Annotated in this window: 26 protein-coding genes; 1 reads left to right on the forward strand and 25 read right to left on the reverse strand. The window is 50.3% G+C overall.

Annotated elements, in window-relative coordinates:
• Nucleotides 1–20: 20 nt before the first annotated feature.
• The 22 genes from secY to rpsJ all read right to left on the reverse strand — a co-directional run bounded on the left by secY (nt 21) and on the right by rpsJ (nt 10,524).
• Nucleotides 21–1,352, reverse strand: coding sequence for a preprotein translocase subunit SecY (gene secY, locus AC4OVU_RS20000; RefSeq protein ID WP_003863305.1), 1,332 nt, complete (start codon nt 1,350–1,352; stop codon nt 21–23).
• 7 nt (nt 1,353–1,359) lie between these two features.
• Nucleotides 1,360–1,794, reverse strand: coding sequence for a 50S ribosomal protein L15 (rplO, locus tag AC4OVU_RS20005; protein WP_003863304.1), 435 nt, complete (start codon nt 1,792–1,794; stop codon nt 1,360–1,362).
• Nucleotides 1,795–1,797: 3 nt separating this feature from the next.
• A complete protein-coding gene (gene rpmD / locus AC4OVU_RS20010; protein ID WP_003863301.1) occupies nt 1,798–1,977 on the reverse strand; it encodes a 50S ribosomal protein L30 in 180 nt (59 codons plus the stop codon).
• Nucleotides 1,978–1,983: 6 nt separating this feature from the next.
• Nucleotides 1,984–2,484 carry a 30S ribosomal protein S5 gene (gene rpsE / locus AC4OVU_RS20015; protein ID WP_003863299.1) on the reverse strand — a complete coding sequence of 167 codons (501 nt, stop codon included), beginning with the start codon at nt 2,482–2,484 and terminating at the stop codon, nt 1,984–1,986.
• 14 nt (nt 2,485–2,498) lie between these two features.
• On the reverse strand, nt 2,499–2,852 hold the full coding sequence (gene rplR / locus AC4OVU_RS20020; RefSeq protein WP_003863297.1) for a 50S ribosomal protein L18: 354 nt from the start codon (nt 2,850–2,852) through the stop codon (nt 2,499–2,501).
• A gap of 9 nt (nt 2,853–2,861) precedes the next feature.
• Nucleotides 2,862–3,395 (reverse strand): 50S ribosomal protein L6, encoded by a 534-nt coding sequence (gene rplF / locus AC4OVU_RS20025; protein WP_006178917.1) that lies wholly within the window; start codon nt 3,393–3,395, stop codon nt 2,862–2,864.
• Nucleotides 3,396–3,407: 12 nt separating this feature from the next.
• Nucleotides 3,408–3,800, reverse strand: a complete 393-nt coding sequence (gene rpsH, locus AC4OVU_RS20030; RefSeq protein WP_006178918.1) for a 30S ribosomal protein S8 — start codon at nt 3,798–3,800, stop codon at nt 3,408–3,410.
• A gap of 30 nt (nt 3,801–3,830) precedes the next feature.
• On the reverse strand, nt 3,831–4,136 hold the full coding sequence (gene rpsN, locus AC4OVU_RS20035) for a 30S ribosomal protein S14 (protein WP_003863291.1): 306 nt from the start codon (nt 4,134–4,136) through the stop codon (nt 3,831–3,833).
• A gap of 14 nt (nt 4,137–4,150) precedes the next feature.
• Entirely contained in the window at nt 4,151–4,690 is a 540-nt protein-coding gene (rplE, locus tag AC4OVU_RS20040) for a 50S ribosomal protein L5 (RefSeq protein WP_003863290.1), read from the reverse strand.
• A gap of 14 nt (nt 4,691–4,704) precedes the next feature.
• A complete protein-coding gene (gene rplX, locus AC4OVU_RS20045) occupies nt 4,705–5,019 on the reverse strand; it encodes a 50S ribosomal protein L24 (RefSeq protein ID WP_003863287.1) in 315 nt (104 codons plus the stop codon).
• 10 nt (nt 5,020–5,029) lie between these two features.
• Entirely contained in the window at nt 5,030–5,401 is a 372-nt protein-coding gene (rplN, locus tag AC4OVU_RS20050) for a 50S ribosomal protein L14 (protein WP_002919748.1), read from the reverse strand.
• 166 nt (nt 5,402–5,567) lie between these two features.
• A complete protein-coding gene (gene rpsQ, locus AC4OVU_RS20055; protein ID WP_002438707.1) occupies nt 5,568–5,822 on the reverse strand; it encodes a 30S ribosomal protein S17 in 255 nt (84 codons plus the stop codon).
• Nucleotides 5,822–6,013, reverse strand: a complete 192-nt coding sequence (rpmC, locus tag AC4OVU_RS20060) for a 50S ribosomal protein L29 (RefSeq protein ID WP_003863282.1) — start codon at nt 6,011–6,013, stop codon at nt 5,822–5,824. Before rpmC ends, rpsQ begins: the two co-directional genes overlap by 1 nt.
• A complete protein-coding gene (gene rplP / locus AC4OVU_RS20065; RefSeq protein WP_002919759.1) occupies nt 6,013–6,423 on the reverse strand; it encodes a 50S ribosomal protein L16 in 411 nt (136 codons plus the stop codon). The genes rpmC and rplP overlap by 1 nt, the downstream gene beginning before the upstream one ends.
• A gap of 12 nt (nt 6,424–6,435) precedes the next feature.
• Nucleotides 6,436–7,137, reverse strand: a complete 702-nt coding sequence (rpsC, locus tag AC4OVU_RS20070; protein ID WP_000529945.1) for a 30S ribosomal protein S3 — start codon at nt 7,135–7,137, stop codon at nt 6,436–6,438.
• 17 nt (nt 7,138–7,154) lie between these two features.
• Entirely contained in the window at nt 7,155–7,487 is a 333-nt protein-coding gene (rplV, locus tag AC4OVU_RS20075; RefSeq protein ID WP_002919773.1) for a 50S ribosomal protein L22, read from the reverse strand.
• 14 nt (nt 7,488–7,501) lie between these two features.
• Nucleotides 7,502–7,780: a 30S ribosomal protein S19 gene (gene rpsS, locus AC4OVU_RS20080; RefSeq protein WP_001138117.1), complete on the reverse strand. Its 279-nt coding sequence runs from the start codon at nt 7,778–7,780 to the stop codon at nt 7,502–7,504.
• Between the two features lie 16 nt (nt 7,781–7,796).
• Nucleotides 7,797–8,618, reverse strand: a complete 822-nt coding sequence (gene rplB, locus AC4OVU_RS20085; protein ID WP_000301859.1) for a 50S ribosomal protein L2 — start codon at nt 8,616–8,618, stop codon at nt 7,797–7,799.
• A gap of 17 nt (nt 8,619–8,635) precedes the next feature.
• Nucleotides 8,636–8,938, reverse strand: coding sequence for a 50S ribosomal protein L23 (rplW, locus tag AC4OVU_RS20090; protein ID WP_000617546.1), 303 nt, complete (start codon nt 8,936–8,938; stop codon nt 8,636–8,638).
• Nucleotides 8,935–9,540, reverse strand: coding sequence for a 50S ribosomal protein L4 (gene rplD / locus AC4OVU_RS20095; protein ID WP_000424395.1), 606 nt, complete (start codon nt 9,538–9,540; stop codon nt 8,935–8,937). Before rplD ends, rplW begins: the two co-directional genes overlap by 4 nt.
• A gap of 10 nt (nt 9,541–9,550) precedes the next feature.
• The gene (gene rplC / locus AC4OVU_RS20100) at nt 9,551–10,180 is read right to left on the reverse strand and encodes a 50S ribosomal protein L3 (RefSeq protein WP_003863274.1); all 630 of its coding nucleotides are present in this window, start codon (nt 10,178–10,180) and stop codon (nt 9,551–9,553) included.
• Nucleotides 10,181–10,212: 32 nt separating this feature from the next.
• On the reverse strand, nt 10,213–10,524 hold the full coding sequence (gene rpsJ, locus AC4OVU_RS20105) for a 30S ribosomal protein S10 (protein ID WP_001181005.1): 312 nt from the start codon (nt 10,522–10,524) through the stop codon (nt 10,213–10,215).
• Nucleotides 10,525–10,904: 380 nt separating this feature from the next.
• Here rpsJ and AC4OVU_RS20110 point away from each other — a divergent pair, with 380 nt between their 5' ends.
• On the forward strand, nt 10,905–11,378 hold the full coding sequence (locus AC4OVU_RS20110; protein ID WP_017383731.1) for a prepilin peptidase: 474 nt from the start codon (nt 10,905–10,907) through the stop codon (nt 11,376–11,378).
• Here AC4OVU_RS20110 and bfr read toward each other — a convergent pair.
• The 3 genes from bfr to tuf form a co-directional block, all read right to left on the reverse strand.
• A complete protein-coding gene (gene bfr, locus AC4OVU_RS20115) occupies nt 11,362–11,838 on the reverse strand; it encodes a bacterioferritin (RefSeq protein ID WP_003863270.1) in 477 nt (158 codons plus the stop codon). The two genes, AC4OVU_RS20110 and bfr, sit on opposite strands and share 17 nt — an antisense overlap.
• A 72-nt stretch (nt 11,839–11,910) precedes the next feature.
• Nucleotides 11,911–12,105 carry a bacterioferritin-associated ferredoxin gene (gene bfd / locus AC4OVU_RS20120; protein ID WP_003863268.1) on the reverse strand — a complete coding sequence of 65 codons (195 nt, stop codon included), beginning with the start codon at nt 12,103–12,105 and terminating at the stop codon, nt 11,911–11,913.
• 178 nt (nt 12,106–12,283) lie between these two features.
• The gene (gene tuf / locus AC4OVU_RS20125; protein ID WP_017693880.1) at nt 12,284–13,468 is read right to left on the reverse strand and encodes an elongation factor Tu; all 1,185 of its coding nucleotides are present in this window, start codon (nt 13,466–13,468) and stop codon (nt 12,284–12,286) included.
• Nucleotides 13,469–13,484 lie beyond the last annotated feature (16 nt).

The following is a 13,484-nucleotide window of genomic DNA, read 5'->3' on the forward strand; positions in this document are numbered from 1 at the left end:
GTAACTTCTCAGGCGACCAGTTAGCGGCCGTAGCCTTTCAGGTTCGCCTTCTTCAATGCAGACTCATACTGACTGGACATCATCAGAGTTTGCACTTGAGCCATAAAGTCCATAATCACGACAACAACGATAAGCAGTGAGGTCCCACCGAAGTAGAACGGTACTTTCATTGCATCACGCATGAACTCCGGGATCAGGCAGATAAAAGTAATATAAAGCGCACCAACCAAAGTCAGGCGAGTCATTACTTTATCGATATACTTCGCCGTTTGCTCTCCCGGACGAATTCCTGGTACAAATGCACCGGACTTCTTCAGGTTATCTGCTGTTTCACGCGGGTTGAAGACCAACGCCGTGTAGAAGAAACAGAAGAAGATGATCGCAGACGCATAGAGTAACACATAAAGTGGTTGCCCAGGCTGCAAATACAGCGAAATTGTTGTCAGCCAGTTCCAACCAGTACCGCCCCCGAACCATGACGCGATGGTTGCCGGGAACAGAATAATACTGGAAGCGAAGATAGCCGGGATAACCCCCGCCATATTCACTTTCAGCGGTAAATGTGTGCTCTGTGCAGCATAGACACGACGACCCTGCTGACGTTTAGCGTAGTTCACCACAATGCGGCGTTGACCACGTTCAACGAAGACAACAAAGAACGTCACTGCAAATACTAATACTGCAACCAACAGCAACAGGAGGAAGTGCAGGTCGCCTTGACGCGCTTGCTCGATAGTATGGGCGATGGCCGGCGGGAGACCCGCAACGATACCGGCGAAGATAATGATTGAGATACCGTTACCGATACCTCGTTCAGTAATCTGTTCGCCGAGCCACATCAGGAACATGGTCCCTGTGACCAGACTTACAACAGCGGTGAAATAGAATGCAAAGCCTGGGTTTAATACCAGACCTTGCATACCAGGCATATTCGGAAGACCGGTAGCAATACCGATCGACTGGAATATTGCCAGCACCAGAGTGCCGTAACGGGTGTACTGGCTAATCTTACGACGTCCAGACTCCCCTTCTTTCTTCAACTCTGCCAGGGCCGGATGAACGACCGTCAGCAGCTGGATAATAATCGATGCCGAAATGTACGGCATAATACCCAGTGCGAAAATAGAAGCACGGCTGAGAGCACCACCAGAGAACATGTTGAACATTTCAATGATGGTGCCTCGCTGTTGCTCAAGCAGTTTGGCAAGTACAGCGGCATCAATACCAGGGATCGGAATAAAAGAGCCAATACGGAACACAATCAGCGCGCCGATTACAAACAGCAGTCTGCGTTTCAGCTCGCCAAATCCACCTTTGGCACTTTGAAAATCTAATCCCGGTTGCTTAGCCATCTGCTACTTATTCCTCAATTTTACCGCCAGCAGCTTCGATAGCAGCACGAGCACCTTTAGTAACACGCAGGCCACGAACAGTTACCGGAGTAGAAACTTCACCAGCCAGGATCACTTTCGCGAACTCGATCTGGATACCGATAATGTTAGCCGCTTTCAGCGTGTTCAGGTCTACAACGCCGCCTTCAACTTTCGCCAGGTCAGACAGACGGATTTCCGCTGTGATCGCTGCTTTGCGAGAGGTGAAGCCGAACTTCGGCAGACGACGGTACAGTGGCATCTGGCCACCCTCGAAACCGCGACGTACGCCACCGCCAGAACGAGAGTTCTGACCTTTGTGACCACGACCACCGGTTTTGCCGAGGCCAGAACCGATACCACGACCCAGGCGTTTACCCGCCTTTTTAGAGCCTTCGGCCGGAGACAGAGTATTTAAACGCATCTCTTACTCCTCAACTTTAACCATGAAGTAAACCGCGTTGACCATACCACGAACAGCAGGAGTATCCTCGCGCTCAACGGTATGACCAATACGACGCAGACCCAGGCCAAGCAGCGTTGCCTTGTGTTTCGGCAGACGACCGATTGCACTGCGGGTTTGAGTGATTTTAATAGTCTTTGCCATGGTCAATTACCCCAGAATTTCTTCAACGGATTTACCACGCTTGGCAGCGACCATTTCTGGAGAATTCATATTTTCCAGGCCATCAATAGTTGCACGAACCACGTTGATCGGGTTGGTGGAACCATATGCTTTAGCCAGAACGTTATGAACTCCAGCAACTTCCAGAACGGCGCGCATTGCACCACCGGCGATGATACCGGTACCTTCGGAAGCTGGCTGCATGAATACACGAGAACCCGTGTGAACACCTTTAACTGGGTGTTGCAGGGTACCGTTGTTCAGCGCGACGTTAATCATATTGCGACGGGCTTTTTCCATCGCTTTCTGGATCGCTGCTGGAACTTCACGCGCTTTACCGTAACCAAAACCAACGCGACCGTTACCATCACCCACTACAGTCAGAGCTGTGAAGGAGAAAATACGACCACCTTTAACGGTTTTAGATACGCGGTTTACCGCGATCAGCTTTTCCTGCAGTTCGCCAGCCTGTTTTTCGATGTGAGCCATCTTACACCTCTACCTTAGAACTGAAGGCCAGCTTCACGGGCAGCATCTGCCAGTGCCTGGACACGACCATGATATTGGAACCCGGAACGGTCAAAGGAAACATTGCTGATGCCTTTTTCCAGAGCGCGTTCAGCTACAGCTTTACCTACAGCTGCTGCGGCGTCTTTGTTACCGGTATACTTCAATTGTTCTGAGATAGCTTTTTCTACAGTAGAAGCAGCTACCAGAACTTCAGAACCGTTCGGTGCAATTACCTGTGCGTAAATATGACGCGGGGTACGATGTACCACCAGGCGAGTTGCACCCAGCTCTTTGAGCTTGCGGCGTGCGCGGGTCGCACGACGGATACGAGCAGATTTCTTATCCATAGTGTTACCTTACTTCTTCTTAGCCTCTTTGGTACGCACGACTTCGTCGGCGTAACGAACACCCTTGCCTTTATAAGGCTCAGGACGACGGTAGGCGCGCAGATCTGCTGCAACCTGACCGATCAGCTGTTTATCAGCGCCTTTCAGCACGATTTCAGTCTGAGTCGGGCATTCTGCAGTGATACCGGCCGGCAGCGGATGCTCAACAGGGTGTGAGAAGCCCAGAGACAGGCCTACTGCATTCCCTTTGATAGCTGCACGATAACCTACACCAACCAGCTGAAGCTTTTTAGTGAAGCCTTCGGTAACACCAACAACCATTGAGTTCAGCAGGGCACGCGCGGTACCAGCCTGAGCCCATCCATCCACGAAACCATCACGTGGACCGAAGGTCAGAGCGTTATCTGCATGTTTAACTTCAACAGCATTGTTGAGGGTACGAGTCAGCTCGCCGTTTTTACCTTTGATCGTAATAACCTGACCGTCGATTTTTACATCAACGCCGGCAGGAATAACGACCGGTGCTTTAGCAACACGAGACATTCTTTCCTCCGATTAGGCTACGTAGCAGATAATTTCGCCACCAAGACCAGCCTGGCGCGCTGCACGATCAGTCATAACACCTTTAGAGGTAGAAACAACTGCGATACCAAGACCAGCCATTACTTTTGGCAGCTCATCTTTTTTCTTATAGATGCGCAGGCCTGGGCGGCTGACACGCTGAATGCTTTCTACAACAGCTTTACCCTGGAAATACTTGAGAGTAAGTTCCAGTTCCGGCTTGGTGTCGCCTTCAACTTTAAAATCTTCGATAAAACCTTCTTCCTTCAGCACGTTGGCAATTGCCACTTTCAGCTTGGCGGAAGGCATGGTGACCGCAACTTTGTTCGCGGCCTGACCGTTACGGATACGGGTCAGCATATCCGCGATCGGATCTTGCATGCTCATCTGTCTTTACTCCCGTGATTCAATTGGTAATTACCAGCTAGCCTTTTTCAAGCCTGGCACTTCACCGCGCATGGCGGCTTCACGCAGTTTGATACGGCTCAACCCAAACTTGCCCACATAACCATGTGGACGACCTGTTTGACGACAGCGGTTACGCTGACGAGACGGGCTGGAATCACGCGGCAGAGACTGCAGCTTGAGAACCGCATTCCAACGATCTTCGTCGGAAGCGTTCACATCAGAAATGATCGCTTTCAGTTCAGCGCGTTTAGCGAAGAATTTATCAGCTAAAGCTACGCGCTTTACTTCGCGTGCTTTCATTGATTGCTTAGCCATTCAGTAACCCTACCTTACTTGCGGAACGGGAAGTCAAAGGCAGCCAGCAGAGCACGGCCTTCTTCATCAGATTTCGCAGTAGTGGTAATGGTAATATCCAAACCACGCACGCGGTCGACTTTATCGTAGTCGATTTCTGGGAAGATGATCTGCTCACGGACACCCATGCTGTAGTTACCACGACCGTCGAAAGACTTAGCGGACAAGCCACGGAAGTCACGGATACGTGGAACAGCAATAGTGATCAGGCGCTCAAGGAACTCCCACATGCGTTCGCCACGCAGAGTTACTTTACAGCCGATCGGATAGCCCTGACGGATTTTGAAGCCTGCAACAGATTTGCGTGCTTTGGTGATCAGCGGTTTTTGACCGGAGATTGCTGTCAGGTCAGCTGCTGCGTTATCCAGCAGTTTCTTGTCAGCGATCGCTTCACCAACACCCATGTTCAGGGTGATCTTCTCGACCCGAGGGACTTGCATGACAGAATTGTAGTTAAACTCAGTCATGAGTTTGTTAACTACTTCGTCTTTGTAGTAATCATGCAGTTTCGCCATCGTACTACTCCAAATTACTTGATAGTTTCGCTGTTAGATTTGAAGAAACGGACTTTTTTACCGTCTTCGAATCTAAAGCCTACACGGTCAGCCTTGCCGGTAGCCGCATTGAAGATTGCAACGTTAGAAACCTGAATAGCAGCTTCTTTTTCAACGATGCCGCCTGGTTGGTTCAGGGCCGGAACCGGCTTCTGATGTTTCTTAACCAGGTTGATACCTTCAACGACAAGTTTGCCGGAAGACAGAACATTTTTTACTTTACCGCGTTTACCTTTATCTTTACCGGTTAACACGATAACTTCGTCATCACGACGGATTTTCGCTGCCATGATTCGCTCCTTAGAGTACTTCTGGTGCCAGAGAGATAATTTTCATGAACTTCTCAGTACGAAGTTCACGAGTTACCGGCCCAAAGATACGCGTGCCGATAGGCTGCTCGCTGTTATTGTTTAAAATAACGCATGCATTACCATCGAAGCGAATGACAGAACCGTCAGGGCGACGAACACCCTTCTTGGTGCGCACCACTACCGCCTTCAGCACATCACCTTTTTTGACCTTACCACGTGGAATTGCTTCCTTGATGGTGATCTTGATGATGTCGCCTACGCCTGCGTAGCGACGGTGCGAGCCACCCAGAACCTTGATACACATTACGCGACGTGCACCGGAGTTGTCGGCGACGTTCAGCATAGTCTGTTCTTGGATCATTTTAGTGCTCCGCTAATGTCAACTACTACCTGAGACTCTAAAATCAGAGCCGTTAAAAAGCCCCATATCGAGGGCGCGGCATTATAACACCGCTTCTGCAATATGGGTAGAAAAAATAAACGGCTCATCGCTGAGCCGTTTATTCGTATTGAGAATGCGTACTCTATTACAGAACCGCTTTCTCTACAACGCGAACCAGCGTCCAGGACTTAGTCTTGGACAGTGGACGGCATTCACGGATTTCAACCTTGTCGCCGATACCACATTCGTTGTTCTCGTCATGTACGTGCAGTTTGGTCGTACGCTTGATGAATTTACCGTAGATCGGGTGTTTCACAAAACGTTCGATAGCTACAACAATGGATTTCTCCATTTTATCGCTAACAACACGACCTTGCAGAGTACGGATTTTATCGGTCATTACGCACCCGCCTTCTGAGTCAGTAAAGTCTTAACGCGCGCAACATTGCGACGCACTTGCTTCAGCAGGTGAGTCTGTTGCAGCTGGCCACTTGCAGCCTGCATACGCAGGTTGAACTGCTCACGCAGCAGGTTCAGCAGCTCAGCGTTCAGCTCTTCAACGCTTTTTTCACGCAGCTCTTTTGCTTTCATTACATCACCGTCTTAGTTACAAAGGTGGTTTTGATAGGCAGTTTCGCTGCTGCCAGGCCGAAGGCTTCACGGGCCAGCTCTTCCGGAACACCGTCCATTTCATAAAGGACTTTGCCCGGTTGGATCAAGGCAACCCAGTACTCCACGTTACCTTTACCTTTACCCATACGAACTTCCAGTGGCTTCTCGGTGATCGGTTTGTCCGGGAATACACGGATCCAGATCTTACCTTGACGCTTAACTGCACGGGTCATTGCACGACGTGCTGCTTCGATCTGACGTGCAGTCAGACGACCACGGCCAACAGCTTTCAGACCGAAAGTGCCGAAGCTAACATCCGTACCCTGCGCCAGACCACGGTTGCGGCCTTTGTGCACTTTACGGAATTTTGTACGCTTTGGTTGTAACATCAGCGACGCTCCTTATTTACGGCCTTTACGCTGCTGCTTTTTAGGTTGAGCAGCCGGTTTTTCCGGTTGTTCAACAGCAGCCATACCACCCAGGATCTCACCTTTGAAGATCCATACCTTAACGCCGATTACACCGTAAGTGGTGTGCGCTTCAGAGGTGTTGTAGTCGATGTCAGCACGCAGAGTGTGCAGCGGTACGCGACCTTCGCGGTACCATTCGGTACGTGCGATTTCCGCGCCGCCCAGACGGCCGCTAACTTCAACTTTGATACCTTTAGCGCCCAGACGCATTGCGTTCTGTACAGCACGCTTCATAGCACGACGGAACATAACGCGACGTTCCAGCTGAGAAGTGATGCTGTCAGCAACCAATTTAGCGTCCAGTTCAGGCTTACGAACTTCAGCGATATTGATCTGTGCAGGAACGCCAGCGATATCCGCTACGACCTTGCGCAGTTTTTCTACGTCTTCGCCTTTCTTACCGATAACGATGCCAGGGCGAGCAGTGTGAATAGTCACACGGATGCTCTTAGCTGGACGCTCGATAACGATACGAGATACAGACGCTTTAGCCAGTTCCTTAGTCAGGTACTGACGTACTTTAAAATCGCTGTCCAGGTTGTCAGCGAATTCTTTGGTGTTCGCAAACCAGGTAGAGTTCCATGGTTTTACAATACCCAGGCGAATACCATTAGGATGTACTTTCTGACCCATTGCTAGTCTCCAGAGTCTCAGCGATCGGACACAACCACAGTAATGTGGCTGGTGCGCTTCAGGATGCGATCTGCACGACCTTTCGCACGCGGCATAATGCGCTTCATGCTTGGGCCTTCATCTACGAAAATTTTCGCGACTTTCAGATCGTCGATGTCAGCGCCATCGTTGTGTTCAGCGTTAGCAATGGCAGATTCCAGTACTTTCTTGACCAATACCGCAGCTTTCTTGTTGGTATAGGTCAGGATGTCCAGGGCCTGCGACACTTTCTTACCGCGAATCAGGTCAGCAACAAGGCGAACCTTCTGTGCAGAAGAACGAGCATGGCGATGTTGAGCTAAAGTTTCCATCTCTTCCTCCTACCTTATTTCTTCTTCGCTTTTTTATCAGCAGCGTGGCCGCGATAAGTACGAGTCGGTGCGAATTCACCCAGTTTGTGACCAACCATTTCGTCGGTAACAAAGACTGGAACGTGCTGACGACCATTATGGACAGCGATGGTCAAACCGATCATGTTAGGAAAGATCGTTGAACGACGGGACCAAGTGCGCAGGGGCTTCTTGTCTCCGCTTTCCACCGCTTTCTCTACCTTCTTCAGCAAGTGCAGGTCAATAAAAGGACCTTTCTTGAGAGAACGTGGCATGGCTTATCCTCTAAAATTATTTGCTACGGCGACGTACGATAAATTTATCAGTACGCTTGTTGCTGCGGGTCTTCTTACCTTTGGTCTGAACGCCCCACGGAGTTACCGGGTGCTTACCAAAGTTACGACCTTCACCACCACCATGTGGGTGGTCGACTGGGTTCATCGCAGTACCGCGAACGGTAGGACGAACACCACGCCAGCGTGCAGCACCAGCTTTACCCAGAACGCGCAGCATATGCTCAGCATTGCCAACTTCGCCCAGAGTAGCGCGGCAGTCTGCTTCGACTTTACGCATTTCACCAGAACGCAGACGCAGGGTGACATAAGCACCGTCACGCGCAACGATCTGAACGTAAGTACCCGCGGAACGCGCCAGCTGACCGCCTTTACCTGGTTTCATTTCTACGTTATGAACGGTAGAACCAACCGGGATATTGCGCATCGGCAGGGTGTTGCCTGCTTTGATTGCAGCATCAACGCCAGACTGAATCTGGTCGCCAGCTTTCAGGCCTTTAGGGGCCAGGATGTAACGGCGTTCGCCATCTTTGTACAGAACCAGCGCGATGTTCGCGGAACGGTTCGGATCGTACTCAAGACGCTCAACAACTGCTGGGATACCGTCTTTGTTGCGTTTGAAGTCAACAATACGATAAGCCTGCTTGTGGCCACCACCGATGTGACGAGTGGTGATACGGCCATTGTTGTTACGACCACCGGATTTGCTGTTTTTTTCCAGCAACGGAGCAAAAGGTTTGCCCTTGTGCAGCTCAGGGTTAACCACTTTAACTACGTGGCGACGACCCGGAGATGTCGGTTTACATTTAACAACTGCCATTGTATTACTCCTCCGACTTACTCAGCGCCGCCAACGAAGTCCAGGTTCTGGCCTTCTTTCAGGGTGACGTAAGCTTTTTTCCAGTCGCTACGACGACCGATACGCTGTCCGTGACGTTTAACTTTCCCTTTAACTACCAGGGTGTTAACGACTTCGACTTCGACTTCAAACAGTTTCTGCACAGCAGCTTTGATCTCTGCTTTGGTCGCGTCTTTAGCAACTTTGAGAACGATGGTGTTTGTTTTTTCCATCGCAGTAGACGCTTTTTCAGAAACGTGCGGTGCGCGCAGCACCTTCAGCAGACGTTCTTCACGAATCATGCCAGCATCTCCTCAACTTGCTTAACAGCATCAGCAGTCATTACGACTTTGTCGAAGGCGATCAGGCTAACCGGGTCGATACCAGTCGCGTCGCGTACGTCAACCTTGTGCAGGTTACGCGCGGCCAGGAACAGGTTCTCGTCCAGCTCACCGGTGATGATCAGCACATCTTCCAGAGCCATGTCTTTCAGTTTCTGTGCCAGCAGCTTAGTTTTAGGCGCTTCAACAGAGAACTTCTCGACAACGATCAGACGATCCTGACGTACCAGTTCGGACAGAATGCTTTTCAGCGCGCCGCGGTACATCTTTTTGTTAACTTTTTGACTGTGGTCCTGTGGACGCGCAGCGAAGGTCACGCCACCTGAACGCCAGATCGGGCTCTTGATAGAACCTGAACGCGCACGGCCGGTACCTTTCTGGCGCCATGGCTTTTTGCCTGAACCAGTTACTTCAGCACGAGTCTTCTGAGCACGAGTACCCTGACGAGCACCAGCTGCATAAGCAACAACAACCTGGTGAACCAGCGCTTCGTTGAAATCACGACCGAAGGTAGTTTCGGAAACAGTCAGCGCGCTCTGCGCGTCTTTCAATACTAATTCCATTGCTATCCCCTTACGCCTTCACAGCTGGTTTAACGATCAGGTCGCTACCGGTTGCACCCGGGACCGCACCTTTAACCAGCAGCAGGTTGCGCTCAGCGTCAACACGTACTACGTCCAGGCTCTGAACGGTTACACGTTCGTTGCCCAGCTGACCTGCCATTTTCTTGCCTTTGAACACTTTGCCCGGAGTCTGGTTCTGACCGATAGAACCCGGAACGCGGTGAGACAAGGAGTTACCGTGAGTAGCGTCCTGGGTACGGAAGTTCCAGCGCTTAACGGTACCAGCAAAACCTTTACCTTTAGAGGTACCGGTTACGTCAACTTTTTTAACGTCAGCAAACAGCTCAACGCTAATGTCCTGACCTACGGTGAACTCTTCGCCTTCAGCAAGACGGAATTCCCACAGACCACGGCCAGCTTCAACGCCAGCTTTAGCGAAGTGACCCGCTTCTGGTTTGGTTACACGGTTAGCTTTTTTAGCACCAGTGGTAACCTGAATAGCGCGGTAGCCATCGTTAGCCAGATCTTTAACCTGAGTAACGCGGTTTGCTTCAACTTCGATTACGGTTACTGGGATAGAAACGCCATCTTCAGTGAAGATGCGGGTCATACCCACTTTTTTACCGACTAAACCAATCATTGTTTCAACCTCTCAATCGCTCGATGACCTGATTAACCCAGGCTGATCTGCACGTCTACACCGGCAGCCAGATCCAGACGCATCAGAGCATCAACGGTTTTCTCAGTTGGCTCAACGATGTCAACCAGACGCTTGTGAGTGCGGATTTCGTACTGATCACGCGCATCTTTGTTAACGTGCGGAGAGATCAGAACGGTAAAGCGCTCTTTGCGGGTCGGCAGCGGGATCGGACCACGGACTTGCGCACCAGTGCGCTTAGCAGTCTCGACGATTTCCGCGGTTGATTGATCGATCAGACGATGATCAAACGCTTTAAGGCGGATACGGATTCTTTGGTTCTGCATGAGACCAGAGCTCCAATTATTTTATAAACGAAAATGATTACTCCTCAAACCCATTACGATTGATGGGAGAGTGTAACCGTTCTTACGTAGCTCCCCAATTGGGAGCATTGTTGAGTAACAAAGTGAGCTACTCTGGTTCAGATTGAACCCGCCGTCAATTACGACAAGCCCGCGCATTATACGTAAATCAGAGAAAGACGCAAGTGCCGTTTAGAAATTAAGCGCCAAAGACGTACTATACGTAAGGCCGCGCAATTTTTTATGCAAAGTATCCCTTCTCAACTCTTTGTATGAAGCCGCTACGCAATTGCTGTTTTTACACATTGCCGGGCATGCAGATTATTACGAGTATGCGCTCAAACCATTTTGAGGCTCTCGCTATGCTACTGTCCCTCCCCTTTCTGTTGATCTATTTTGCGTTATCGGCCTTGCTTGTTCGCACCGATATCCGCACGGGGCTTCTTCCCGATAAATTTCTTTGTCCGCTGCTATGGACGGGCCTGCTCTACCAGCTTTGTCTCCATCCTGATTTTTTGCCGAGCGCGGTAGTGGGTGCGATGACAGGATATGCCGGATTCGCCATTATCTATTGGGGATACCGGCTCATCTGCCGACGTGAAGGGATGGGATATGGCGACATAAAATATCTGGCGGCGCTGGGGGCATGGCATGGCTGGTGTGTACTACCAATACTGGCATTAGTGGCCGCGTTAATGGCTCTGCTGTATCTGGTTGCTTTCTCGTTGTTTACCCCTGATAAGCAGGCATTAAAAAACCCACTGCCTTTTGGGCCATTTCTGGCGGCAGCGGGTTTATGCGTTGGCTGGGAAAGCCTGATTAACTTTCCACTTTGATCTGAGACTGAAGGTAGTTCTGTAGGCCAATTTTGCTAATGAGATCCAGTTCGGTCTCAAGCCAGTCGATGTGCCCTTCTTCATCGGCCAGGATCTGGATCATCATATCGCGGCTGACGTAGTCATGTACGCTGTCCGCATAGGCAATGGCTTCACGCAGATCTTTTGCACCCTCCAGCTCCAGCCGGAGATCAGAACGCAGCATCTCTTCGACATCTTCTCCGATGCCCAGTTTTCCGAGATCCTGTAGGTTAGGAATGCCTTCGAGGAATAAAATACGCTCAATGTATTTATCGGCGTGTTTCATTTCATCAATGGACTCATGGTATTCAACATCGTTGAGGCGAGTCAGTCCCCAGTTTTTAAACATTCTTGCATGGAGAAAATACTGATTGATTGCGACAAGCTCATTTCCCAATAATTTATTGAGATAACTTATGATTTTAACATCACCTTTCATTATATAGTCCCTCCGCTTCCACTCATTGAAGCGTAGATCGGGCTACGGGGATGTCAAAAAAAAGATAGAGGCTTACGCGATCTCTTTGAATTCCGGGATCTGCATCAGTTCGTCCTGCATGATCTCACGCGCTGCGCGAACGCATTTACCGCATTGATTTCCCACCGGAACAAACTTGCGAAGCTGCTGGAAAGATTGTGGTTGAAACTGGCGAACGGCCTGACGAATTTTTTTGTCGCTTACACCATTACATAAACAAACGTACATAAAGACTCCCGTTCAAAATATGCGCAAAGTGTAAGTGAGAATGGTTATGATTACAATAGCGCGGGCGTCGGAATACGTGGCGGGAGAAAGCAAAAAATGCGAATTTTTATGACAATGCCCCAACGGCAGAAAACAAAAAAGGACGCCGGAGCGTCCTTTTTATTTCAGGGCTAATTAATTAGCCCAGAACTTTAGCAACAACGCCCGCGCCAACGGTACGGCCGCCTTCACGGATTGCGAAACGCAGACCGTCGTCCATCGCGATTGGGTGGATCAGCGTCACAACCATCTTGATGTTGTCGCCTGGCATTACCATCTCTACGCCTTCTGGCAGTTCGATGGTACCGGTCACGTCAGTTGTACGGAAGTAGAACTGTGGACGGTAGCCTTTGAAGAACGGAGTATGACGGCCGCCTTCGTCTTTGGACAGAATGTACACTTCAGATTCGAACTTGGTGTGTGGCTTGATTGAGCCTGGCTTCGCCAGAACCTGACCACGTTCGATTTCTTCACGTTTGATACCACGCAGCAGAACACCAACGTTCTCACCAGCACGGCCTTCGTCCAGCAGTTTGCGGAACATTTCAACGCCAGTACAGGTAGACTTCGCAGTCTCTTTGATACCAACGATTTCAACTTCTTCACCAACTTTGATGATACCGCGCTCTACACGACCGGTAACAACGGTACCACGACCGGAGATGGAGAATACGTCTTCGATTGGCAGCAGGAATGGCTTGTCAATCGCACGCTCTGGTTCTGGGATGTAAGAATCCAGGTAGCCAGCCAGTTCGATGATTTTCTCTTCCCACTCTGCTTCGCCTTCCAGCGCTTTCAGCGCGGAACCACGAACGATTGGAGTGTCGTCGCCTGGGAAATCGTACTGAGACAGCAGTTCACGAACTTCCATCTCTACCAGTTCCAGCAGCTCTTCGTCATCAACCATGTCACATTTGTTCAGGAACACGATGATGAAAGGAACGCCTACCTGACGACCCAGCAGGATGTGCTCACGAGTCTGAGGCATAGGGCCGTCAGTCGCAGCAACAACCAGGATCGCGCCGTCCATCTGCGCAGCACCGGTGATCATGTTTTTAACATAGTCGGCGTGGCCTGGGCAGTCTACGTGTGCGTAGTGGCGAGTCGGGGTGTCATACTCAACGTGAGAGGTGTTGATGGTGATACCACGAGCTTTTTCTTCTGGTGCGTTATCGATCTGGTCGAAAGCACGAGCAGCACCGCCGTAGGTTTTAGCCAGTACGGTGGTGATTGCAGCAGTCAGGGTAGTTTTACCATGGTCAACGTGGCCGATAGTACCAACGTTGACGTGCGGTTTTGTACGTTCAAATTTTTCTTTAGACACGGCTATATTCCTTACT

The sequence above is a fragment of the Enterobacter sp. 6722112 genome (assembly GCF_058661685.1).

Coding starts and splice junctions, on each gene's coding strand:
- bfr (WP_003863270.1), bottom strand. CDS start 11,838: ATGAAAGGTGATGTTAAAATCATAAGTTATCTCAATAAATTATTGGGA.
- rpsH (WP_006178918.1), bottom strand. CDS start 3,800: ATGAGCATGCAAGATCCGATCGCGGATATGCTGACCCGTATCCGTAAC.
- rplB (WP_000301859.1), bottom strand. CDS start 8,618: ATGGCAGTTGTTAAATGTAAACCGACATCTCCGGGTCGTCGCCACGTA.
- rpsC (WP_000529945.1), bottom strand. CDS start 7,137: ATGGGTCAGAAAGTACATCCTAATGGTATTCGCCTGGGTATTGTAAAA.
- rplR (WP_003863297.1), bottom strand. CDS start 2,852: ATGGATAAGAAATCTGCTCGTATCCGTCGTGCGACCCGCGCACGCCGC.
- bfd (WP_003863268.1), bottom strand. CDS start 12,105: ATGTACGTTTGTTTATGTAATGGTGTAAGCGACAAAAAAATTCGTCAG.
- rplW (WP_000617546.1), bottom strand. CDS start 8,938: ATGATTCGTGAAGAACGTCTGCTGAAGGTGCTGCGCGCACCGCACGTT.
- rplX (WP_003863287.1), bottom strand. CDS start 5,019: ATGGCAGCGAAAATCCGTCGTGATGACGAAGTTATCGTGTTAACCGGT.
- rpmD (WP_003863301.1), bottom strand. CDS start 1,977: ATGGCAAAGACTATTAAAATCACTCAAACCCGCAGTGCAATCGGTCGT.
- rplO (WP_003863304.1), bottom strand. CDS start 1,794: ATGCGTTTAAATACTCTGTCTCCGGCCGAAGGCTCTAAAAAGGCGGGT.
- AC4OVU_RS20110 (WP_017383731.1), top strand. CDS start 10,905: ATGCTACTGTCCCTCCCCTTTCTGTTGATCTATTTTGCGTTATCGGCC.
- rpmC (WP_003863282.1), bottom strand. CDS start 6,013: ATGAAAGCAAAAGAGCTGCGTGAAAAAAGCGTTGAAGAGCTGAACGCT.
- rplC (WP_003863274.1), bottom strand. CDS start 10,180: ATGATTGGTTTAGTCGGTAAAAAAGTGGGTATGACCCGCATCTTCACT.
- rplE (WP_003863290.1), bottom strand. CDS start 4,690: ATGGCGAAACTGCATGATTACTACAAAGACGAAGTAGTTAACAAACTC.
- rpsN (WP_003863291.1), bottom strand. CDS start 4,136: ATGGCTAAGCAATCAATGAAAGCACGCGAAGTAAAGCGCGTAGCTTTA.
- rplP (WP_002919759.1), bottom strand. CDS start 6,423: ATGTTACAACCAAAGCGTACAAAATTCCGTAAAGTGCACAAAGGCCGC.
- rplD (WP_000424395.1), bottom strand. CDS start 9,540: ATGGAATTAGTATTGAAAGACGCGCAGAGCGCGCTGACTGTTTCCGAA.
- rpsE (WP_003863299.1), bottom strand. CDS start 2,484: ATGGCTCACATCGAAAAACAGGCTGGCGAACTGCAGGAAAAGCTGATC.
- rpsS (WP_001138117.1), bottom strand. CDS start 7,780: ATGCCACGTTCTCTCAAGAAAGGTCCTTTTATTGACCTGCACTTGCTG.
- secY (WP_003863305.1), bottom strand. CDS start 1,352: ATGGCTAAGCAACCGGGATTAGATTTTCAAAGTGCCAAAGGTGGATTT.
- rpsQ (WP_002438707.1), bottom strand. CDS start 5,822: ATGACCGATAAAATCCGTACTCTGCAAGGTCGTGTTGTTAGCGATAAA.
- rpsJ (WP_001181005.1), bottom strand. CDS start 10,524: ATGCAGAACCAAAGAATCCGTATCCGCCTTAAAGCGTTTGATCATCGT.
- rplV (WP_002919773.1), bottom strand. CDS start 7,487: ATGGAAACTTTAGCTCAACATCGCCATGCTCGTTCTTCTGCACAGAAG.
- rplN (WP_002919748.1), bottom strand. CDS start 5,401: ATGATCCAAGAACAGACTATGCTGAACGTCGCCGACAACTCCGGTGCA.
- rplF (WP_006178917.1), bottom strand. CDS start 3,395: ATGTCTCGTGTTGCTAAAGCACCGGTCGTTATTCCTGCCGGCGTTGAT.